Annotated in this window: 17 protein-coding genes; 5 read left to right on the top strand and 12 right to left on the bottom strand. The window is 58.5% G+C overall.

What is annotated here, in order from left to right; genetic code table 11:
* Window positions 1-245: 245 nt before the first annotated feature.
* Window positions 246-1,001 (bottom strand): crotonase/enoyl-CoA hydratase family protein, encoded by a 756-nt coding sequence (locus tag ASD54_RS02855; RefSeq protein ID WP_062553055.1) that lies wholly within the window; start codon window positions 999-1,001, stop codon window positions 246-248.
* Between the two features lie 24 nt (window positions 1,002-1,025).
* The gene (locus tag ASD54_RS02860; protein WP_062553056.1) at window positions 1,026-2,804 is read right to left on the bottom strand and encodes an acyl-CoA dehydrogenase; all 1,779 of its coding nucleotides are present in this window, start codon (window positions 2,802-2,804) and stop codon (window positions 1,026-1,028) included.
* Between the two features lie 237 nt (window positions 2,805-3,041).
* Here ASD54_RS02860 and ASD54_RS02865 point away from each other — a divergent pair, with 237 nt between their 5' ends.
* Complete coding sequence (locus ASD54_RS02865; RefSeq protein WP_062553259.1) at window positions 3,042-4,040, top strand: transporter; 999 nt, start codon at window positions 3,042-3,044, stop codon at window positions 4,038-4,040.
* A 51-nt stretch (window positions 4,041-4,091) separates the two neighbouring features.
* On the opposite strand, the gene ASD54_RS02870 is transcribed toward ASD54_RS02865, so the two are convergent.
* The 4 genes from ASD54_RS02870 to ASD54_RS02885 all read right to left on the bottom strand — a co-directional run bounded on the left by ASD54_RS02870 (window position 4,092) and on the right by ASD54_RS02885 (window position 7,751).
* Window positions 4,092-4,556 carry a BA14K family protein gene (locus ASD54_RS02870; RefSeq protein WP_062553260.1) on the bottom strand — a complete coding sequence of 155 codons (465 nt, stop codon included), beginning with the start codon at window positions 4,554-4,556 and terminating at the stop codon, window positions 4,092-4,094.
* Between the two features lie 309 nt (window positions 4,557-4,865).
* Window positions 4,866-5,336: a BA14K family protein gene (locus ASD54_RS02875; RefSeq protein ID WP_062553261.1), complete on the bottom strand. Its 471-nt coding sequence runs from the start codon at window positions 5,334-5,336 to the stop codon at window positions 4,866-4,868.
* Window positions 5,337-5,418: 82 nt separating this feature from the next.
* Window positions 5,419-6,501: a hybrid-cluster NAD(P)-dependent oxidoreductase gene (locus tag ASD54_RS02880; protein WP_062553057.1), complete on the bottom strand. Its 1,083-nt coding sequence runs from the start codon at window positions 6,499-6,501 to the stop codon at window positions 5,419-5,421.
* Between the two features lie 5 nt (window positions 6,502-6,506).
* Entirely contained in the window at window positions 6,507-7,751 is a 1,245-nt protein-coding gene (locus ASD54_RS02885; RefSeq protein ID WP_062553058.1) for an aromatic ring-hydroxylating dioxygenase subunit alpha, read from the bottom strand.
* Window positions 7,752-8,055: 304 nt separating this feature from the next.
* On the opposite strand from ASD54_RS02885, the gene ASD54_RS02890 reads away from it, so the two are divergent.
* The 3 genes from ASD54_RS02890 to ASD54_RS02900 are packed head-to-tail and all read left to right on the top strand — an operon-like array spanning window position 8,056 to window position 11,134.
* A complete protein-coding gene (locus ASD54_RS02890; RefSeq protein WP_062553059.1) occupies window positions 8,056-8,667 on the top strand; it encodes a DUF6656 family protein in 612 nt (203 codons plus the stop codon).
* Between the two features lie 46 nt (window positions 8,668-8,713).
* Window positions 8,714-9,694, top strand: a complete 981-nt coding sequence (locus tag ASD54_RS02895) for an L-threonylcarbamoyladenylate synthase (RefSeq protein WP_062553060.1) — start codon at window positions 8,714-8,716, stop codon at window positions 9,692-9,694.
* Between the two features lie 12 nt (window positions 9,695-9,706).
* Complete coding sequence (locus tag ASD54_RS02900) at window positions 9,707-11,134, top strand: FAD-binding oxidoreductase (RefSeq protein ID WP_062553061.1); 1,428 nt, start codon at window positions 9,707-9,709, stop codon at window positions 11,132-11,134.
* A gap of 6 nt (window positions 11,135-11,140) precedes the next feature.
* On the opposite strand, the gene ASD54_RS02905 is transcribed toward ASD54_RS02900, so the two are convergent.
* The gene (locus tag ASD54_RS02905; protein ID WP_062553062.1) at window positions 11,141-13,438 is read right to left on the bottom strand and encodes a DUF1217 domain-containing protein; all 2,298 of its coding nucleotides are present in this window, start codon (window positions 13,436-13,438) and stop codon (window positions 11,141-11,143) included.
* A 329-nt stretch (window positions 13,439-13,767) separates the two neighbouring features.
* Between ASD54_RS02905 and ASD54_RS02910 the strand changes: the two genes are divergently transcribed.
* Entirely contained in the window at window positions 13,768-14,334 is a 567-nt protein-coding gene (locus tag ASD54_RS02910; RefSeq protein ID WP_062553063.1) for a DUF6101 family protein, read from the top strand.
* A 78-nt stretch (window positions 14,335-14,412) separates the two neighbouring features.
* Here the strand turns inward: ASD54_RS02910 and ASD54_RS26415 are convergent, their stop codons facing one another.
* From ASD54_RS26415 to ASD54_RS02935, 5 genes are all read right to left on the bottom strand, one after another.
* Window positions 14,413-14,730, bottom strand: coding sequence for a hypothetical protein (locus tag ASD54_RS26415; protein ID WP_156379030.1), 318 nt, complete (start codon window positions 14,728-14,730; stop codon window positions 14,413-14,415).
* A gap of 43 nt (window positions 14,731-14,773) precedes the next feature.
* Window positions 14,774-15,742 (bottom strand): 4-hydroxybenzoate octaprenyltransferase, encoded by a 969-nt coding sequence (ubiA, locus tag ASD54_RS02920; protein WP_062553065.1) that lies wholly within the window; start codon window positions 15,740-15,742, stop codon window positions 14,774-14,776.
* A 165-nt stretch (window positions 15,743-15,907) separates the two neighbouring features.
* Window positions 15,908-18,904 carry a hypothetical protein gene (locus ASD54_RS02925; RefSeq protein WP_062553066.1) on the bottom strand — a complete coding sequence of 999 codons (2,997 nt, stop codon included), beginning with the start codon at window positions 18,902-18,904 and terminating at the stop codon, window positions 15,908-15,910.
* Window positions 18,905-18,945: 41 nt separating this feature from the next.
* Complete coding sequence (locus tag ASD54_RS02930; RefSeq protein ID WP_156379031.1) at window positions 18,946-19,308, bottom strand: hypothetical protein; 363 nt, start codon at window positions 19,306-19,308, stop codon at window positions 18,946-18,948.
* A gap of 479 nt (window positions 19,309-19,787) precedes the next feature.
* Complete coding sequence (locus ASD54_RS02935; RefSeq protein ID WP_062553068.1) at window positions 19,788-22,106, bottom strand: Tex family protein; 2,319 nt, start codon at window positions 22,104-22,106, stop codon at window positions 19,788-19,790.
* Between the last annotated feature and the right edge of the window lie 121 nt (window positions 22,107-22,227).

The following is a 22,227-nucleotide window of genomic DNA, read 5'->3' on the forward strand; positions in this document are numbered from 1 at the left end:
TGTATCGTTCAGCGCATGAGACCCGATATCATGTCAGGCCGCGAACCGAGACGTGCTCTCGACTGTAATTATTGGGCAAAAGCTTTAAGAATATTTTAAGCCAGCAGACTTCCAGCGGTACCACTCGAGAGAGTATCGCCGGAATTCCACTTCATAAATACGACAATTATCAAGACTGAAAAGAAGCTTATCCTGTTATACTTGTATTACAATTGGACAGGCTGAGCTTGCCCAATCTGTACAGGTCAACGCTTCATGAAGGCTTCGAAGGCTGCCCGTGCTTCCTGACTCCGCAGTTGCGCCTCGAAATGCACCATTTCCGCGTCGATGCGCGTCAGCACTTCCTCCGCATCGCCTCGAACGAGGTTGCGAGCAATCCGGACGGCATTGACTGGCTTTGCCGCGATCGAGGCCGCCAGCGCAAGCGTTTCTGCCTCCAGTTGCTGCGGCTCCACGACGTCCCAGATCAGGCCTGCCGCCTGAGCCTGTTCGGCCGAGAACGGTTTGCCGACGGCCAGCATGGCGAATGCGCGCTGATGACCCATGATGCGGGGAACCAGCAGGCTGGATGCTGCTTCCGGCACCAGGGCAAGGTCCGTGAAAGGCGTGCGGAACTGGCTGCGCGTGGAGGCGACGGTCAGGTCGCAATGCAGGTGCAGCGTGGTGCCGATGCCGATGGCAAGACCATCCACGCCCGAGACCAGTGGCTTGCCGAAGCTTGCCAGAACTTTAAGAAAATCGACGGCAGCCGGAGGCTCCTTCGTTCCCGACATGGCGTAGGTGAGGAAGTCACCCATGTCGTTACCGGCGGAAAAGCATCCCTCGGAGCCCAGGAAGACCACGGCACGGATGGATGAATCATGGCCCGCCTCATGGAGAGCCATGACCATCTTGCGATACATGTCCGACGTGATGGCGTTCTTCTTCTCGGGCCGGTTCAAACGTATGACGAAAACACCGGGAAAGGCTTCCGGCCGCTCGATCAGAATATGGTCGGTCATGATTGGTCCTCTTCCTCGGACGGATTAAGCAAGCACGGCGCGGGCTGCCTGAAGGCTGGCTGCGCCATTGATGACGCGATCCTTCAGTGCGGCGGTTTCCGCAATCAGGTTTTCTGCCGTGAACCTGCAAAGCGAAAGACGCTGGTCGCGACCGTGATCCTCTTCCGCAAGAGCGCCCTTGGCGAGATAGACGCCTGTCAACGCAAGCCCGAAGAGACGCTGATAGGGCGTGGCTCCTGCAAGCGCCGAGGCCGAATCTCCCGCGGCGAGCCTTGCCAGCAGCCACTCCGTGGTCTCCTCGAGATCTGCGAGGCTGGACGAAAGACGGGCCGCCGTTTCGCCGAAAGCTTCGAGATTGGAGGCGCGCACCTGCTCTGCGATCTCCTTCAGTTCGCCAATGAAGCCGCGCACGTGGTCGCCATTGGACAGCGGCAGCTTGCGGGTTACCAGATCGGCGGCCTGGATGCCGTTCGTTCCCTCATAGATCGGCGCGATGCGGCTGTCGCGCCACAGGCGGGCGGCACCGGTTTCCTCGATGAAGCCCATGCCACCATGCACCTGAATGCCGAGTGAGGCTACATCGACGCCGGCATCTGTCGCGAAGCTTTTTGCAATTGGCGTCAGAAGAGCCGCCCGTTCGGCCCAATGACGCGCCTCGTCTGCGTCGCCATGATGGCTGAGGTCTGTTGCATGGGCGCAGGAATAGCAGATGGCACGAGAGCCTTGGGTCAGGGCCTTCATCGTCACCAGCATGCGCGCCACGTCAGGATGCTCGATGATCGGGCTCATGCCCGAACCTGACCAGCCAGGCGCCTTGCCCTGCGTGCGGTCCTTTGCATATTGGACCGCCTTCTGGGTGGCCGCTTCGCAGATCGCGACCCCCTGCATTCCCACCGCCAGACGCGCATTGTTCATCATGGTGAACATGCAGGCGAGACCCTTGTTCTCCTCACCGATCAGGTAACCGATCGCACCCGGTTCATCCCCGAACTTTCCGTCACCATAGATCATGGTGCAGGTTGGCGAACCATGGATGCCGAGCTTGTGCTCCAGAGAATGGCAGTGCAGATCATTGCGTGCGCCGAGCGAGCCATCCGCATTGAGCAGGAACTTTGGCACAAGAAAAAGCGAGATGCCGCGCGTGCCGGCCGGCGCATCCGGCAGACGGGCGAGGACCAGGTGGATGATGTTCTCGGTCACATCATGCTCGCCCCAGGTAATATAGATCTTCTGGCCGAAAACCCGGTAGGTGCCATCGTCCCGGCGCTCGGCCCGGCTTTTCATGACGCCGAGATCGGAACCGGCATGCGGCTCCGTCAGGTTCATCGTGGCCATCCATTCACCGGACACCATTTTCGGAAGATACTGTGCCTTGAGGGCGTCCGATCCATGCGCAACCAGCGCATCAACGGCCCCCATGGTTAGCGTCGGCCCGAGCGTGAAGCCCATGGAGCCGCCGTTCCACATTTCCAGCGCCGCGACATTGAGCATATGAGGCAGGCCCTGGCCGCCAAAATCCGGATCCGAAGTCAGGGAGTTCCAGCCACCGGCCGCCCAATCCTGGTACAGCTTGTCCCAGCCCGTAGGCACGATAACCTTGCCATCCACGAGGCGAGCACCTTCCTTGTCGCCCACCGGACCAAGAGGCGCCATTTCGTCGGACGCGAAGCGGCCCGCTTCCAGCAGAATGGCATCGACCAGATCATCGCTGAGATCGCCCAGCCGACCTTCAGCGATTGCGCCTTTCAGACCTGCAACATGGTTGAGTGTGAAGGCAATATCTTCGACCGGGGCCTTGTACATGGCGCGTCTCCTCGCAACAATCCTCATGCCACCGCGCGGGGCGCGGCGTCTCCTTCCTGCTTTTTACGTAAACGTAAGACGATTTGTCAATCTCCCGTTCGCTCTGACCCGCGTGATCGCGCTGGAGAGCGCTGTCACAAAACCGTTGCGATAGTTGATTACGGCGAATGGGGACGGCCTTCTCCATTTGAGTTCGCTACCATTTTCAACGCGCGATCCACGAGGTTCCGGGTGACGATCAATCTCTCAGGACCCACCATCCCCGGCATCGTATGGGCCTATCGTTGCCACGGGGAAGAGCGATCGTGCACTCGGCTGCCGCCCGATGCCACGCACGACCAGATCATGCTGCCGTTCGACGGTTTCGTTTGGCTGCATTTGAGCCTTGCAGATCAGCGCGTTCCAGCATTTCTCGAGAGCCTTGGCACTGTTCCGGCGGATGTCGTTGCAGCTTTGACCACGCACGAAACGCATGCCTCCATCACGCTGGACGAGCAAAAGATCTACGGAACGCTGGTGGATTTTCAGCGCGAGTTCGACAGCGAGACGCGGGATATTGGCTGGCTGCATTTTGCTGTCGTCGACCGCATGATCATCACGACGCGGCTGCAACCGCTGCGCTCCATCGACCGCGTACGGGCAAGCCTTGAGAAGAACCCGGGACGTTGCCGTCAGCCCATCGACATCTTCGAACTGATTGTCATCGAATTCCAACGCACGCTGATTTCGCTCGTCATGGAACTGACGGAAGAGCTGAACCAGATCGAGGATATCGTCTATGATGTGGATGCGCGGGACGAGCGCCGCAGACTGGCGCCGGTTCGCCGGACCATCGTGCGCCTGCATCGACATCTTCGCACCATTCTCACCCTGATGCGCCGCGCCAGCGCTTCGGACGACGACGAGATGCCGCCCGGCTTTGACGATACGGCCAGCCGTTTGATGGCGCGACTGGAATCGGTGGATTACGATGTCTATGCGCTGCAGGAGCGCGCGCGCTTGCTGCACGAGGAAATCGACTCGAAGCTCTCCTCCGAGACGAACCGGCACCTTTACATCCTGTCGCTGATGACAGCCTTCCTGCTGCCACCCTCGCTTGTCACCGGCTTTTTCGGGATGAATACCTCAGACCTGCCGTTTGCCCATGGCGTTGGTGGCACCACGCTGGCCTTCGGCTTCATTGTGCTTTCCGTGCTTTGCGCCTGGTGGATACTGCGGCGAGCAAGGATATTGTGAAGCAGAAAAGCCGCCCTAGGGACGGCTTTGCAATCTTCACAATTCAATCGCTCAATAGAACGGAGAATAGCACTGCTGGCGCGGCCCGTGATTGGGCTGGAAGGTGTTGCTGTAGCTATCATACGACCGGTAACGCGCCGCGCAATATTCGTAGTGGCGTGGATTAATGCCGGAGCGCGCCGGGGCGACATAGCGTGGAGCCGGAGCCACATAGCGCGGCTGGGCTGCAACCGCGCCACCGATCAGGGCACCTGCTGCAAAGGCTGCGAGCGGGAACCAGTAGCCGTTGTGATAGCGATAGCCATCCCGGCGCTCGCGATGGCCGCGATAGCCGCCGTAATATCCGTCACGATGGCCGCCATAGTAATCGCGTTCGCGCCAGTATTGCACGGTCTGCACATCGCTTTTCACTTCCGGACGTGCGGTCAGGGGCATCGCTTCGGCGGGCAGGAATGAGGTCGCCAGAACCGCAGCAGACACTCCGAGAAGTGCGATTTTCTTCATCAAACTTGTCATATCCAGTCTCCAACCCGAAACGATCATCTGGAAGGTGTTGAACCCTTCACGATCGAGCTTGTCCGGGTTCAACTTGAGTGTAATCGGAATAGAGAAAGCTTACAAACCGGAAGCTGAACCGCTCATTAACAATTTCTTCAGATTTCCAGCAAAAGGCCCGGACTGTCGCACAGTCCGGGCCATGTTGAATTGCTGCCGTTAAAGCGCGTCGCGATCTTTCAGCTTCGCTCCTGACGCTTTAACTCTTTGTTTTATCGCATGTCCTTATCGCAAAACCGCTGCACACTTTTGCGCGACATGCTTTAGAAATCAATAAGGCGAGTTGCAGTAGCGGCGCTCGCCCGCGCTATTGGCGACATAAGTATTGTCGTAGGCGCGGTAGGTCTTGTAGCGCTGCTGGCACCAGGCGTAGTGGCGGGAACTCAATGCGCCAGCCGGGGCCACGGCGCGGGGTGCCGTGGTCGCACCGCCGATAATCGCACCGGCTGCAAAAGCTGCCAGCGGGAACCAGTAGCCATTATGGTAGCGATAGCCCGAGCGGCGTTCACGGTAACCGCGATAACCATTATAGTAACCGCCGCGATATTCGTGGCGACGGTCCCAGCGTCGGTCATGACGGCGATCCCATCGGCGGTCAAACTGGACATTGACGACCGGTGCTTCCGCCGATTGCTTTTGCTGTACCGGCGCGAACGGCATGGCCTGAGCCGGGGCAAGGCCGGTGACCGTTACAACGAGCGCCGTTGCCATGACCGCCAGCTTCCTGGTGAAAATACCCATTTTCGGTTTCCTCTGCTTTTTGGTTTGCCGTCCAACGCAGTCGTGGAAGACAGGTTCCGCCAGCAGAGGCACGAAAGCGTGATCAGGCTTCCACTTCGACATCCGTTTTCGGACGCGAGCAGCAGGCGAGAATATAGCCCTCCTCGATCTCCTCATCGAGGATACCGCCGTTGTGCGCCATGTCGACCTCGCCAGAGAGAAGCATGACGCGGCAGGTGCCGCACAGACCGGATTCGCAGGCAGCCCCGATCCGCACACCACTGGCGCGGGCCGTTTGCAAGACCGTGAAGCCCGGTTCGCATTTGCCGTCCTTGCCGGACATCGAGAAGGAAACCTTGTGGGCCTTCACCTCTCCGTCAGCGTTTGCGACGACCACGGGCAGTTCCGCCGCAACAGGCTGGAAGGCTTCCTCGTGGTAACGGCTCATATCAAAGCCTGCGCTCTTCAGGCTTTCCCGTACCGTTGCCATGAACGGCTCCGGCCCGCAGCAGAATACTGTGCGCTCGAGGAAATCGGGTGCCAGCAGCGAAAGCTTTGCCTTGTCGACGAAGCCCTTGAGGCCTGCCCAGAGCTGCGACCGACCGACCTGCTCCACGATGAAACCAAGCTGGAAGTGCGGCAGGTGGCGCGCGAGATACTCCAGTTCCCAGCGGCAGATGATATCATCCGGCGAGCGGGCGCAGTGGATGAAACTGACATCGGTATCCGGCGTACGATCGGCCATGTCGCGCGTCATCGACATCATGGGCGTGATGCCGGATCCGGCGGAGATGAACAGGTACTTGTCGCCCGGATGCCTGACGTAGGAGAAATCCCCCAATGGCCCGATGGCACGCAGCTTCATGCCGGGCTTCAGATTGTCGAACATCCAGCGCGTGCCGATGGAGTTCTTCTGCGCCTTCACCGTGACCGAGACCGTATAGGGTCGCGAGGGGCTGGAAGAGAGCGTATACGTGCGCAAAACCGGTTCCGGCCCCACCGGAAGTTCCAGCGTGACGAACTGACCGGGCAGATAACGGAACCAGTGGCCGGGATTTTCCGGCTTGAAGGTAAACGTCATCACGTCTGGCGCTTCCGGCGTCCAGGCGACGAGTTCCAGAAGATGCGTCCGGTCGGACCAGGGCCGCATCTCATCGACATGCTTGTAGGGATGAACTGGCGTCATGATGCTCAGGCCACGGCGGAAAGCTTGGCGCGGTCGCCCTGCAGGCGTTCCGTCATGAAGTTCGTGTACCACTCGACGAACTGCATGACACCACCTTCGTGATCCGGCGAATAAGGACCCGGCTCATAGGCTGGCGAACGGATGCCGAAGGCGTTTTCTTCAACGATCGAGCGATCCTGATCATTGGTCATCTGCCAGACATGGGTCAGTTCATGCAGGTCGTAATCCACGCCTTCCACGGCATCCTTGTGCACCAGCCATTTGGTGGTGACCTGCGTTTCTTCTGCAGACAGGGGAAGCACACGGAACGATATCGCGTGGTCTCCCAGCATGTGGTTCCAGGTCGTCGGATAGTGGAACAGCAGCATGGTGCCGATATGCGAGATCGTCACGTCATCGGACAGAGGACGCTTTACGGCCCGCTTTCCGCTCATGGTGTAGCTTTCGGCATCCTCGATCAGCGGCATGCGCGCCACGCGGAACTGGCCGCTCTGATGCATGTTGAAGGCGCTAGGCAGGCCTGCCTGCTCGCAACGCTGCCAGTGTTCCGAGATAACCGGATCGTCGGCGGCACCCTGCACGCCGGTTGCGGACGGCGCTTCGGGATAGGTGCGGCACAGTTCCGGATGGTTGCCGGCACAGTGGTAGCATTCGCGGTTGTTTTCCCAGACGAGTTTCCAGTTTCCCTTCTCGACAATGGTGCTTTCAAAAGCCACCTTGCTCTCCCACAGGCGATGGGGAGCGATGTAAGGCTCGATGGTCTGGCGAACCGCTGAAAAATCCGGCGCTTCATCCGCAAGACAGATGAAGATGTAGCCGCCGACGCTTTCGCAGTGCACCTGTTTCATGCCGAACTGCGCCTTGTCGAAATCCTCGCCCATCTGACGGGCAAAGACCAGCGAGCCATCGAGATCGTAGGTCCACTGGTGATAGGGGCAGACGAGCTTGGCGGATGCACCTTTCTGTGCCGTGCAGACGCGGTGGCCACGGTGGCGACAGGTGTTGTGGAAGGCACGGATGATCTTGTCGCGACCGCGCACGATAACGACCGGATAATCGCCGATCTGCACCGTGAAATAGTTTCCGGCGCGTGGGATCTCGCAATCATGACCCATGAAGAGCCAGTCGCGATACCAGATCATTTCCATGTCGAGGCGGAAGTAATCCTGATCGATGTAAAAGGGCTGTTCGAGGCTGAAGCCCTCACGGTGGTTCTTCAGCTGGCGCAGCACGGTTTCGCGAATATCCATCTTGCGTTCCTGTCGATCTGGATTGACCCCGATTTGTCGACTATAAATATAGCCGACAGCAGGTCAGCCACGACAGAGGGCATTGCGACATGCAGTTCCGCATTGACGACAGGAAAAACGACATGTCGCAATGGGCGCATTCGCTAAACTATCTCAAGTATCCAATGGTTTAAGTCATAGTATCGCCGCTTCCAAGTGGGAATGGACGACGCAAACAGAACAGAGATCAAAATCAGCAATCACGCAAGCCAGCGTTAAGGATAGTGCAATAAACTTTTGGCTGTACCGGTTCGGAGAGCGTGGCGTGGAAGAGAAAAGGAAGTTCCGTTATTTTGATGCGGCGGCGCTCAGACCTTTGCTGCCGCAGCCTAAGAAGGCTTCTCATTCGGAATTCTTGCGCACAGGCCGGATCTCACGCGAGAAAGGCGACTGGCTGCCAGACGAGCGCCGCTATCTGACCTATGAGGAGGTAGCGGAGCGCACGGAAAAGAAGCTGACCACCGCGGGCGAGACAACCCACGAGCGGCTGAACAACGTTCACAAGCTGATCCGCTTTCCGAAGATCATTTTCAGCAAGGCGCTGGATGAGCGTCCGCATCTTGGCTACTGCCACGTCACGACAGCCAAGACGCGCTTTGATCGCCAAAGGCCAATCGTCTGGTCTTTCTACATCTGCAATTTTGCTGCCGATATCGGGGAGGAAGAGGGCTTTTTCCAGCATATCCGCACCGACTACTCGCGCATGTATTTTGCCGTTGCCATGCAGCTGGCGGAAGACGGACGCATGCAGATCGATCGCAGCATTCGCGGCAATGGGCTGCTGTTCAAGACGAATGATCCGGCGGAGGCGCTGAAGAACGTGCTGGTGCTGGGTGCGCCGGACGAAACGGTTCGCGAGATCATCCGCAAGCTCTGAAAGAATTTGCAAGGCCGATGGATTTGGCGTTATTCACCAGATCATCATGGCTGCAACTATCATTTCCATTCGCTCCGAACATGAACGCGCGCTCGAAGAAGGCGTGGCACGGCTTGCCGAAGGGCTGCCCATCGCCTTGCCGACCGAGACCGTATACGGCCTGGCCGCGGATGCCACGAACCCGAAAGCCGTGACTGCGATCTACGAGACCAAGGGGCGTCCGCAGTTCAACCCGTTGATATGCCACATGGCAGATCTTTCCATGGCCAAGGACCATGCCACGTTCGATCCGATTTCCGAAAAGCTTGCCCGCGCGTTCTGGCCGGGGCCGCTGACGCTGGTTCTGCCGCTTCGGGACACAAGTCCCATCCATCCGCTGGCAACCGCCGGCCTCGATAGCGTTGGCGTGCGTGTGCCGAAAGGCTTTGCGGGCGAATTGATCGCCGCCTTCGGAAAACCGCTTGCAGCCCCCAGCGCCAATACATCCGGCAAGATCAGCCCCACCAGTGCGGAGCATGTGGCAGAGGATCTGGGCGACAAACTGTCCCTCATTCTGGATGGTGGCCTTGCGCCGGTCGGCGTCGAATCCACCATCATCCGCGTCGAGGGCGAGCGCGTGCGACTGCTGCGCCCCGGCGGCATTGCGGCAGAGGAGATTGAGGCGCTGCTAGGTCATCCGGTTGAGCGCCAGGAGGGTCCGGCACCGACAATCGAGGCGCCCGGAATGCTGGCTTCGCATTATGCTCCGGGGGCGTTCGTGCGGCTCAATGCCGTGGATGCGCAGGCCGGTGAGGCGCTGATCCGCTTTGCGGGTCAGCCCGTAACCGGAAGCGAGAAGGCCCATGCCGTGTTCGATCTTAGTCCCGGTGGAGATCTGGCGGAAGCGGCCGCCAATCTGTTCGGGCTGTTGAAACAGGCTGACGCGACAGGCGTTGATAAAATTGCGGTTGGCCCTGTTCCCGACCACGGGCTTGGCGAAGCGATCAATGACCGACTGACGCGGGCTGCTGCACCGAGAGACACGTAAAGGATAGCGATCATGGACAGCCTCCCCTCTTCCGACCTGCTTTCCCGCTTTGCTGCAATCGTGGGCGAAGACAATGTCATCACGGATGAGAAGGAGATGGCACCCCGCCTTTCCGAGAACCGTGGGCTCTATCACGGGCGGGCAGCCATGGTTGTCAAACCGGCTTCAACGCAGGAGGTCTCCCAGATCCTGGCTCTGGCGAGCGAAACCGGAACGCCGGTGGTGCCGCAAACGGGCAATACCGGACTGGTCGGCGGGCAGACACCCTCGGAAGACGGCAAATCCATCATCCTGTCTCTGGAGCGTATGAATCGCATCCGCGACATCGATCCGTTGGGCAACACCATGGTGGTCGATGGCGGGTGCATTCTCGCCGATATCCAGAAGGCTGCCGAGGATGTCGGGCGGCTGTTTCCGCTCTCGCTCGGCTCCGAAGGCTCATGCCGCATTGCGGGCAATCTCTCCACCAATGCGGGCGGAACCGCCGTTCTCGCCTATGGCAATACGCGCCAGCTTTGCCTCGGGCTCGAAGTCGTCCTTCCGACCGGCGAGATATGGGACGGTCTGCGCCGCCTGAAGAAGGACAATACCGGCTATGACCTGCGAGACCTTTTCATCGGCGCGGAGGGAACGCTTGGCGTCATTACCGGTGCTGTTCTGAAGCTGTTTCCCCGCCCGGCAGGACATCAGGTGGCATTTGCGGGCGTGCCCTCACCGCAGGCTGCACTCCAGCTTTTTGAAAAGGCCTCCAACCTGTGTGGCACGGCACTGACAGGCTTTGAACTGATGCCGCGGATCGGCATAGACTTCACGACCCGCCATATTCCGGGCGTGCGCGATCCGCTCGCTTCCCCTCACCCGTGGTATGTCCTGATCGATATCTCCACCAATGATTCAGCCGCGACAGCGGAAACCATGGTGCACCAGGTTCTGGAACAGGGGCTTGAGGCGGGCCTTGTCGAGGATGCGGTCATTGCCGCTTCTGTCGCTCAGGCCAAGGCGATCTGGCACATGCGCGAAAGCATGTCGGATGCGCAGAAACCGGAAGGTGGCTCGATCAAGCACGACGTCTCCGTTCCGGTGGCGCGCATTCCCGAATTCATGGCACAAGCCGAGACGGCCGTGCTGGCCGCCATGCCGGGTGCGCGCATCTGCGCGTTCGGGCATCTGGGCGACGGCAATATTCACTACAATATCTCGCAGCCGGTCGGTGCCGACAAGGCCGCATTTCTTGCCCGTTGGCGCGAGATCAATGCAATCGTTCATGCCATCGTACTGGAAAAGGGCGGCTCGATCTCTGCCGAGCATGGCATCGGTCAGTTGAAGCGGGACGAGCTTGCCAGTATTCGCCCGGCCATCGAAATCGATCTCATGCGCCGCATAAAGCGTTCATTCGACCCCGCCGGGATCATGAACCCCGGCAAGGTGATCAACGTCTGAACCGGATCAACGCTGCGAGAGCGAATACAACAGGTCTGCGCTGATGCCGGCAGCGGCGCCGCTTCCGTTCAGGATGGAGAGAGCTGACGAGCTTGCGCTGGAATTCTGCTGGTCGTAGAGCGCCGTGAATTTGCTGATCATCTTGGCGACCTTGTCGCTATCCTTGAGATCGGACAAGGTCATGTACTTCTCGACGAGGGCCGCCTGCTTGTCGACGTCCATGTTGCTGAAGCTTTCCGGCAGAGAGTAGGACACGCGGAAGAACTCCAGAAGCGCCGTATCGCCCAGGATATCATAGGCAGAGGTGATCTTCGGCGACATACGCTCGAAGTAGAGCGCCAGACGAACGCCCGGATTGGCTTCGCCCTGCTGCTCTTCCAGCGTCTGGCGGTTATACTTGTTCTCGATCTCGATGATCTTGCCCTGAGACTGGACGCCGGTGTTCACGTTGCGCGAGATGTTTCCGTTCTTGTCGAAATTGAACGAGCCAAGGATTTCCGCCCAGACGCCATTCTTCTGCTGGTTCACGAAGCTCGCAGGATCAGACAGATCCGACTTGAAGACCTGCTTGAGGAAATCATTGGTCACGCTCTTCGGATCAACCCCGTAGGAGGTCAACAGCACGTTGACGAGACGGCTATCGGCCAAAAACTGCGAAGCGTTTTCGATCTCGACCATCTGCTTCGAATAATAGCTGACTTCTTCCTTGGCCTTGGTTTGGGCGGCTGTCAGCTCCGCACCCTTCAACAGGCGCGTCTGCTGAATGGTATAAGCAGAACCGATGGACGTGATCGTGGCGCTCGTCTGCGCAATGACAGGTGACGTCGTCTTGCCGTCCTTGCCGAAGTTGAACGCCTTGGCGAGCTGGAGATAACGGTCGTCGCCGAGCGTGTAGACGAAGCTTTTGCTGTCGTTGAGATCGCTCGTCAGCACCTGCTTGAGCGTATAGGCCGAGACATCGGCGGGATCGAGGCCGACCGCCTTCAGTGCAAATTCATAGGCATTGGGCTTTGCCATGAAGTCGTCGACAGAGGTGATACCCGTCATCGCCGTCTTGTAAAGAAGCGCCGCCTGCTCATCGGCTTCGTCCTGCGTGTCGTCATAACGGCTGAAGTAGTAGTTCGACGTCGTTTCCTGCTGCTTTGCCGTCTGTGCACTTCCGGCTGCGACAGTTCCATCCGATGCGAAATTGAACGCCTTTGCCAGTTCCAGCAGGCCCGGCTTTTCCTGCGCCAGTGTATAGACTGCGCTTGTCTGGTCATTGAGATCGCTTTTCAGCGCTGTCTCGATGTTCGACCAGATGACACCGTCCAGATTGAACGCCTTGCTGATATAGGCATAGAGGCGGCTGTCCGTGGAAAGATCCGCGATCTTCGTCACGCTTCCGATCTTGGACTTGAAGTAGGCATCCTCATTGGTGGCCGTCGTGGTGGATACACGGGTCTGATTGCTGAGGTAGAGTTCATAGGTGGCCTTGGACTGATCAGTCGTCTGCGCACCACCCGAAGGGACCGTTCCATCCGCATTGAACTGGAAGGCATCCGCCAGCTTGTAGTACTGGTCGATTGTACCCAGCGTCTTGTCGTTGGCAAAGATCTTGTTGCGAAGCGCAATGCGTTTATCGGGATCTGTCTCGGCATCGACCTGCGCCTGGAGATCGGCGTTTTCCGCCGTCAGCGCATCCTTGCGAGGCTTGAGGTTCTGGTTGATGTAGCTGTTCGCATCGCTGGTATCGCTGGTCAGGACGCCCTTCACGAAATCGCGCGAGTAATAGGTCTGGTCCAGACCGTAGGCGGTGAACATGTAGGAGCGCAGACGGTCGTCGCTCAGCAACTGATCGACACTGGTGATCGTGCCCATCATCGCGTTGAAATATCCTGCCTCGACGGAGACGGATTCTTCCTTGGCATCCATCGTCGCGGAATAGAGCCCGATGACATCATCCATCTGGTTGGATGTCTGGGCCACCGCAGAGCTTGTATTGTTGAAATTGAAGGCAGCTGCGAACTGGCGGTAACGACTGTCGCTCAGGCGATTGGCAAAACTGGTCTCGTCACCGAGATCGCTTTCCAGAACCTTCTGCATGAAGGCCTTGGCATAGGTCATCTCACCCAGACCAAACGCCTTCATCGCATAGTTATACAGCCGATCGTTCTTCATGAACTCATCGACGGTCTTCACCTTGGCGATGTTGGCTTCGTAATAGTCAGCCTCTCGCGAGATCTCGGGCTGTTTGGCCACGCGATTGAGACTCGTATAGAGATCGCGGTTGACGAGATCGTAGCTGAGAAAGGTCGATACCATGGCCGGGGCCTCTTACCCTCATGCGACGTGTGAGACGCCACAATACATACGGAAACTTAAGGAATTGCTCTCGCAGTGTGTCACGTTTCCCTTGCCCGGACCTGTCGCATTTGAGCGTTTCGTATCAGGCTCGCACTGCGATTACCGGATTCACTCAAATGAAACCTTGAGAAGTTGACATTCGCTAACCATCTGACGACGCTAGAATTTCTTAACCGCAATTTTTAAGTCGTTCTGCAAATGCGCCGCCTATGTTGAGCCCACCAGAGGACAAAAGTCCCGGGAGATGACCGAAACGGCTCTCAGGTAAAACAAGGGTAGCATTCGAGATGACAAATACGGTTCTGAAACCCACATGGGCAGGTGCAACGCTGCGGCTCGACCCGGCGCGCTTTCCCCAGCAGATCACGTACGGGCTGCATGATGCCGCCGGCGATGTCACCATTACCATCGACGAACGCGGCGCAGTCCTGCGCAAGATCCTCCCCGAGAGCGGCCTGCCGCTTTCCTTCGCTCTTCCCGCTCGCGCCTTCAAAGGGGTCGCGGCTCGGGCCATCGATCACGGCAATGGCGAAGTGACCGTGACACTTGAACTCCACCACGAAGATGCGGACCTCTGCATCCCGCTGCTGGTCGCTCACGACCTCTGCGATATCGCAGCCGACTGGCGCAGCTGGTCGGAAGCATTCCGGATCCCGATGCTGATGGTCGAGGCAGACGGCATTGCCCGTCCGCTTGAAAACCACCTCGGAAACATTCGAACCGGGGAAAGCAAGCAGCGCCGCCGCCACTCCTACTTTGCCGCACGCCGACCACGCTTCCTGGTTCGCCGCCAGACCGGCAGCCTGGGGGTCGCCATGCGCATCGAAGGCAAGGAAATCATCGCAAGACGCTGATTATCAATAATTTCAGTATCGAAATTGCCCGGCGCCGACGTTTCCTGTCAGCCGGGCGATTTCGTTGAGGCATCGTCACTAGAGCACTTCCGGCAAACTCGGGGTCAGTTCTGTTTCTCGATTGGCGCGTGCGATCCGGTGGTGAAACGGGTGAAGTTCGATGCTCCCGCATCGGGCAAGACCGGTTCGCCATCGGGCGTCCGCCAATCGGAAACCCCGCCGCGCCGTTTGCCTTTGGCAAACGCGCACACGGACAAACCTGCCGATCGCCTTTGCCGCTTCGCCAGAGCGAAGCGAAGCGATCGGTGGGACGGGCGCTTTTGCGCCGATACCGGCGCCGAACCACTCGACCGTATCAAAGGATATGCCCTTCGTGTCTCGGCTTGATCTCGTCACAAAATCGCTCCGTCAGCATGACCCTGAGTTTACCGGAAGTGCTCTAGGCATTGCCGTTGTAATGCGCCAGAGCCGCCGCTAGGCCGATAAAGATGATGAAGCCCACCCGGTTGTTGAACTTGAACAGCTTCAGGCATTGATCGGGATTATCGATATCCAGCACCAGGATCTGCCAGGCCAGCATGACGGCGGCAACAAGCAGACCTAGATAGGCGAACAGGCCAGCGTGTGCCGTCATGAAGGCAGCAATGAAGAACAGCAAGGCCGCGCCGTAAATGGCCGACAGCCATATCTTCGTATGTTCCCCGAACAGGCGCGCAGTTGACCGGACGCCAACCAGCGCATCGTCTTCCTTGTCCTGATGGGCGTAGATCGTATCGTAGCCGATCGTCCACAGGATGGCTGCGCAGTAAAGCCAGAGAGCCGGCAAGCCAAGGCTGCCGTAAACGCCAGCCCAGCCCATCAAGGCACCCCAGGAAAAGGCAAGCCCCAGGAAGAATTGCGGCCAATCCGTAAACCTTTTGGCAAAGGGATAGATCGCAACGATTGCCAATGAGGCGAAGCCCAGCCAGATCGTGAATGTATTGAATTGCAACAACACGACGAGCCCGACAAGCGCCTGAAGCGCCATGAAGACCTTGGCCTGCAGACGCGATACCCGCCCCGAGGGCAATGGGCGCGAACGGGTGCGCGCGACCTGCAGGTCTATTCTGTGGTCCACCAGATCATTATAGGTGCAGCCCGCACCGCGCATCGCGACCGCGCCGATGAAGAAGAGGATGAGGTGCGCAAGCTTGAGTTCGAGTGAGAACCCGCCATCCGGCGCGCCATCCGCATTGGCCGCGAGCGCCGACGACCAGAAACACGGCCACATCAGCAATTGCCATCCGATCGGCCGGTCCCAACGCGCCAACTGCGCATAGGGCCAAAGCCAGCGCGGCAGGACCCGGTAAACGAAGTTGTGGGAGGGTGCGTCGGCCACGCGGCCGCTATCGTCAATCTGCGTGCTCATGGCGAGATGTTCTACAGCATGGAACGCCTGACCGAAATTGAATTTTTGGCCGCAGCGAACGCCTATACGCGTCAGAATTCGGATCGTAGCTGAGACGCCGCGGCTTACTCTACCGGCGGGCAACAGACTGCATGGCGCAATCGGTCGCTGTTGCGACGCCAGGCGTTACATCTGCGGATTGGATCCATACTTCTCCTTGTACTTTTGCTCATTATCCGCTCGTACCTTGGCCCAGTCATACGGATTGGCGTCATAGGTGTATTGGTATTCCTTGTGGGACAGCTTGGAGCGATCGTAGGCGCCGCGTCCCTGGGAGGCGAAGCCATGCTTGTCCCAGGTCTGGGCATAATTGTTCGGCACGTCGTTGCGGGTCAGCTTCCAGACCGAATCATAGATCGAATCCCTGTACTTGGATTCGGCGCGATTTTTCTTGACCTCCTGCCAGATCTGCAGCCCCAGCGTCACGAATTGGGCAATACCCGCCAGCACGAGACCAACGCCTGTTGCTGCGCTGCCGCCCGCAACGGTACTCAATATCTGGGACAAGCGGGAGGCCCCGGAGATCGAGGCGACGGCGGCACCGGCACTGAGGAAGCCGAGGCTCGCTGCGCCGAAATCCGTCACGACGATTGCCGTCACGAATGCCTTCTCGGGGGTATCCATCTTCTTCCAGCCGCGGATGAGCCAGTTAAGATCGGTTCCCAACCAGGCAACGCTTCCGATGAAATCAACCCCGGCACCAATCCGGCCGATATTGGCCTTCCGGTTCTCAAGATACTTGATCTGCTTTGCTGCGACTTCGTCGCCGAAAACCTCCATGATGCGCAATTCCGGGGTTGCGCCTTTCGCCTTCGGCGCAAGCGCCGAGGTCAGCATCATGCCGGCCCCCTGGATCGCCATCGCCGCGATGAAGCCGGTGTCCGTGGAGTCAGGACTTCCCTTGCCAACGGTCGCCCAGGCCACGCGCATGCCCATGATCCCCATGGACACGAAGCGTGCCAGGCCATCGACCTTCAAAGGCGTATCGAAATTGGAGAATTCTGTCTTGTACTTGGTGTTGATAAGTTTGACAGCCTCATTGTAGAGGCCTTGTACGGTGCCGTTCGGTTTCACGAGACCATACATATCCCACATCATGCGCGAGAAATTGGCTTTCAGCTTCAGCGCCGCGTCCGAGGTGGTCTCCCCGAGCGTGCTTTTGGCGATCGCTTCTGCCATCGGTTCATACAGTGTCTTGATCGCGTCCTCGTCGCTGATGTCATTGATACTCGCGAGGGGAGCTTCGACATTCTTCAAACCGACTTGTTGGGCATAGGCGACCATGAGACCGCTGAAGTCCTTCAGGCTTGCGGCGCCGTATTTCTTGATCAAGGCAGCATCCCATCCCCTGGATGCGGTCTGGAACATCATGTTGAGATCGTTACCACTCACGGTGATTGGAAGAGTAGTCTTCCCGCTCGCGATACCTTTGCCTTCGAAACCGATCGCCATGCCTGTGAGGCGCTCGATACCGGCCATTCCCATTTTGACCAGACCGCTGTCCGCCAGAGCAGTGACGGTTTGTCCTCCGCGCGCGGCATTGCCAAGTCCGCTGCCCGAACCCGTCGTTCTCTGTGCTGCGTAATTTGCCATGTTCGAACTGAGGATGGATCCCCGCACCATGGCCTTGACGCCTGCGGCAATCAGGTTGCCCTGCCCCTTGTTGGGTCCCGCCCCGTTGTTGATTTCCGCTGCAAGCGAGCCCAGGCGGGAATCCAGGATGGTTTCGTCCAGCCGGCCCTGATCTGCCATCTCGATCAGAGTCCGGGACTCCGAAATAAGGGTCTTGGTGAAGCCATCGAGCATCTGCGTGCGTGCCCCGCCCAGCTTGCTATTGGCCATGTAGCGAGCGGACGCCAGAAGCGTCGAATTGAGAGCGTCGTCCTTGACGCCGAGCTTGCGCAGTTCCGCCGCATTGGCGGGATCTGCCGCCAGCTTCGCGTAACCGGCCAGGGCGCCGCTCGTCTTCAATTCGCTGAGCATGTTGCCAAAGTTGCCGCCATCAATGAGCGGCGTCACGGAGCCAAGATTGGCAAGCTGGGTGGCGGACATCTGACCCAGTTTTGCAAGACGTAACATTCCGTCCATGGATGCCTTTGCATCCTGGAGCAGCGGTGAAACATTTGCATTGTAGAAGTTATTCAGCGTGGTTTGCGCAGCGTCGGCATTGGCTGTCATGAAATCATTCGACATGATGGCGCCGAATGTACTGAAGTAATTGTTGAAGCCGGTCAGTATACTAAGTTCTTTACCTTTCTCCTGCCCCGCATATTGCTTGAAGAACCCTCCCTCCACGATATCCGACTTGAAGGTCGTTTCGAGTTCTGTCTTCAGGGATGCCACGGCTGCCATATATTCAGGACCATGATCGGCAGCGGTGTCGAATGTCTCGCCGTTCAGGACCCGCTTGTAGAGATCAAGCGTGATCTGGGTCACCTTGGAAGAGACCTCCGGATCGGCGGCAAGCGTTGCCATGGCCTGATCAAGATCCCTGTTGATCTCATCAGCATTACGCTGCGGACGGGACTCCTGCATGGTGCCGTCCAGCAGAGCCTGAAGATAGCCGGCGAAATTGGACTTGGTCTGCAGAAGTTCGGCGTAGCGTGCGACCTTTTCATCCAAAGAATATTTCTCCGGATGCTCGTAGATATCCATGCCATCGATATCACGCTTCGTCTTGCCATCATTGAACATGGCGTTGAACTGAAACAGTATCTCATGCTGGATCTTGGGATCGGATTTTTGCAGGATCGAAAACAGCTTCGACGTTCCCGCGCCGGCAATCTCCGCGTCGACCGTCTTTTGCTTCTGGATTTCGCTATTTTGCTGCTCCGGCAAAAGACCGAGCGTTCGATCGGAGATCGCATTGCCTTTTTCGTCATAGCCGAGCAATCGTCCGTCCGTTGACGGATTATAGGGCGCAGCATTGATTCCGGCGCCGCCGACATCATTGACGCCAGCTGCCGCGGTGGACTTGGATTGCGCACCCGCGCCAGACCCGGAAGAATTTCCGCTTCCGGAATCTCCTGCTGCAGTCAGACTGGCTACCCTTGAGGAAGTCCCAGTACCCGTTCCGCTGCCAGCCCCGGCGGCGGTGCCGGAATTGACCGTCAGGCTCCCCATTGCGGAGAGGCCGCCACCTGACTTGAAGGGCGAAATGGTTTTTATCTGAGGCCTTGCTGCTGCCGGTTGACGGCCAGCACCGCCACCAGAAGCGGGCGCACGACCGCTAGCAGACGCGGTTGCGGGAGCGCGCGTGCCGCCGCCGGTTGCGGAACCGCCAGCAGTACCTTTGCCGGGACTGGACAGCGATGCCGTACCGGATCTGGAACTACTTCCGCCGACTCCTGCACCACGGCTCGCCGTTGAACCGCCTCCCGTCCCGGAGCTAGCGCCAGTACCAGTACCTGTACCTGTACCTGCACCACGGCTTGTCGAAGAGCCACTACCGGCGCTGCTGCCTGCTCCAGCACCAGTTCCAGTTCCCGACCCCTTATTCGACGTTGGCTCGCCGCTTGAGGTATCACTGGCTGTATCCGCATTCGCGCGCGTAGTCGTCTGGCTATTCGAGAAGCGTGAAATTGCGGCCATACCTTCTCCCTCTCTTCTGGAGCATGATAAGTTAAAAAATTTCATAAAAATTTAATACTGTCAATAAATCCGTCATTGCACAATATACTTTGCCCATTTTAGAATAAATACTGTCCATAAAATTTGTATTTATATTTTTTTATATTTTATATTTCTGCGTAATTTTTACTCACAACCCAAGATAAACATTATTCATCACACCTAGATAATTTCCTAAGTGATTATGCTTCTGCCATTATTTGAAAGATACATAACGAGAAGAATATACTTGCAGCTCAAAAACACTGCGATGGGGGGCCAATTGGTCTTTGGAGTTTGCTCTGAACTCCCGATGCGTCCCTGATGTGCGGCATAAAAAGACCCGTCAGCCGATGTGGCTGACGGGTCCATAACTTCAGGATAAGGTGATGAATAATCAGCGTTTTTTCATCGCTTCAGCCAGGGCCGCACCGAGACCGCCCAATTGGCTTCCTTCGTTTTTCGATGGTTTGGCCTGGGCATGGCGCATGGGATTGCCAGCACCTGGACTGCGGTTTTCCCGCATGGAAGCCGGTGCCGCCTCGCCGCCATCCTTGCGCATGGTAAGCCCGATGCGCTTACGCTTGGCATCCACTTCCACCACGCGCACTTTCACCACATCGCCTGCCTTCACAACTTCATGGGGATCCTTCACGAAGCGGTCCGCCAGTTGTGAGACGTGAACGAGGCCATCCTGATGCACGCCAATATCGACGAAGGCACCGAAAGCCGCGACATTGGTGACCGTGCCTTCCAGCAGCATTCCAACCTTCAGATCGCTGATCTCATTGACGCCCTCCGCAAAGGTGGCCGTCTTGAAGCTTGGGCGCGGGTCGCGGCCCGGCTTTTCCAGCTCGGCGAGAATATCCTTCACGGTTGGAAGACCGAACTGATCATCCACGAACTGCTTGGGATCGAGCCGTTTCAGGGCGGCGCTGTCACCCATCAGGTCGCGAAGGTCACGACCACAGGCAGCCACTATCTTCTTCGCTACGCCATAGGCTTCCGGGTGGACGGCGGAGGCATCGAGCGGCTCCTTGCCATTGGGAATGCGCAGGAAACCGGCGCATTGTTCGAAGGTGCGGGCACCGAGGCGCGCCACCTTCAAGAGTTCCTTGCGGCTTGCAAACGGTCCGTTCTGATCGCGATGCACAACGATGGCATCGGCAATTGTGCGCGTAAGGCCCGCGACACGCGCCAGAAGCGGCGAGGATGCGGTGTTGAGATCTACACCGACGGCATTCACGGCGTCTTCCACCACGGCGTCCAGCGAGCGGGAGAGCTTGCCCTGGTCCACATCGTGCTGATACTGGCCAACGCCGATGGATTTCGGCTCGATCTTGACGAGTTCCGCCAGCGGGTCCTGCAGACGCCGCGCGATGGAGACGGCGCCACGCAGCGAGACGTCGAGATTGGGGAATTCCGCCGCCGCCAGTTCGGACGCGGAATAAACCGAAGCCCCTGCTTCAGACACAATGACCTTGGTGGGCTTTGGACCAGCTGGAAGTGCGGCTAGCATATCCGCCACCAGCTTTTCCGTCTCGCGGCTACCCGTGCCGTTGCCAATCGCGATCAGATCCACCTTGTGCTTGCGAATGAGGCTGGCAAGTTCGGCCTGCGTGCCACGCAGATCGTTCTTCGGCGGGAACGGGTAGACGGTCGTCGTTTCCACCAGCTTGCCGGTACCATCCACCACGGCCACTTTCACGCCGGTACGGATGCCCGGATCGAGCCCCATGGTGGCACGCGAACCGGCAGGAGCCGCCAGCAGCAGATCCTTCAGGTTGCGGGCAAAAACGCGGATCGCCTCTTCCTCCGAGCGCTCCCGCAATTCGCGCATCAGATCGAGCGAGAGCGACATGGAAAGCTTCACGCGCCAGGTCCAGCCCGCCACATCCATAAGCCAGCGATCGCCTGCCCCTTTGTCACCGATCTGGAAGGCACCGGCGATCATGCGGTGAGTCGGCTTGATCGGTGACGGATCATCCTGATCGACATCGATGGTCAGTGTCAGGAACTCCTCGTTCCAGCCGCGCAGCATGGCAAGCGCACGATGGCCGGGGGTCGTGGCCCAGCGTTCGGAATGATCGAAATAGTCGGAGAACTTTGCGCCTGCCTCCTGCTTGCCATCCACGACTTTTGCGCGGAGCGTGGCGTTGTCGCGCATATGCTGGCGCAGGCGGCCCAAAAGGTCCGCGTTTTCCGTAATGGTTTCGGCCACGATATCCCGCGCGCCTTCGAGTGCCGTCTTCACATCGGCAACCTCGGGCGAGAGATAGGCTTCCGCCAGCTTTGAGGGATCGGCCGCACGATTCTCCCAGATGGCGTCCGCCAGAGGCCCGAGACCCTTTTCGCGGGCAATTTCCGCCTTTGTGCGACGCTTCGGCTTGTAGGGAAGATAGAGGTCTTCCAGCTCTGCCTTGGTTACGGCGCGCGCCAGCTTTACCGCCAGCTCATCAGTCATCTTGCCCTGAGAGTTGATGCTCTCGACAATGGAAGTGCGCCGCGCTTCCAGTTCGCGCAGATAGACCAGCCGTTCCGCGAGCGTGCGCAACTGCGTATCATCCAGCCCGCCCGTGACTTCCTTACGATAGCGCGCGATGAAGGGAACCGTCGCCCCCTCGTCCAGCAATCCGATTGCGGCAACTGCCTGATCCGGGCGGGCGTTGATTTCTGCGGCAATGGTCGCGGCGAGGAGCTTGTTATCGGCAGCCATGGGTCTTCCTGTTCTCGAATGTGTGGCGACCATAGCGGCAGATCGTGGCAAGGCAACGCCAGCCTGATCACTTCCACAGCTTGAAGACCGTGATCCGGACCCGAATGGCCTTGACCTTTGC

It is taken from the genome of Rhizobium sp. Root149 (assembly GCF_001427345.1).
Lineage (GTDB): Bacteria > Pseudomonadota > Alphaproteobacteria > Rhizobiales > Rhizobiaceae > Neorhizobium > Neorhizobium rhizoryzae.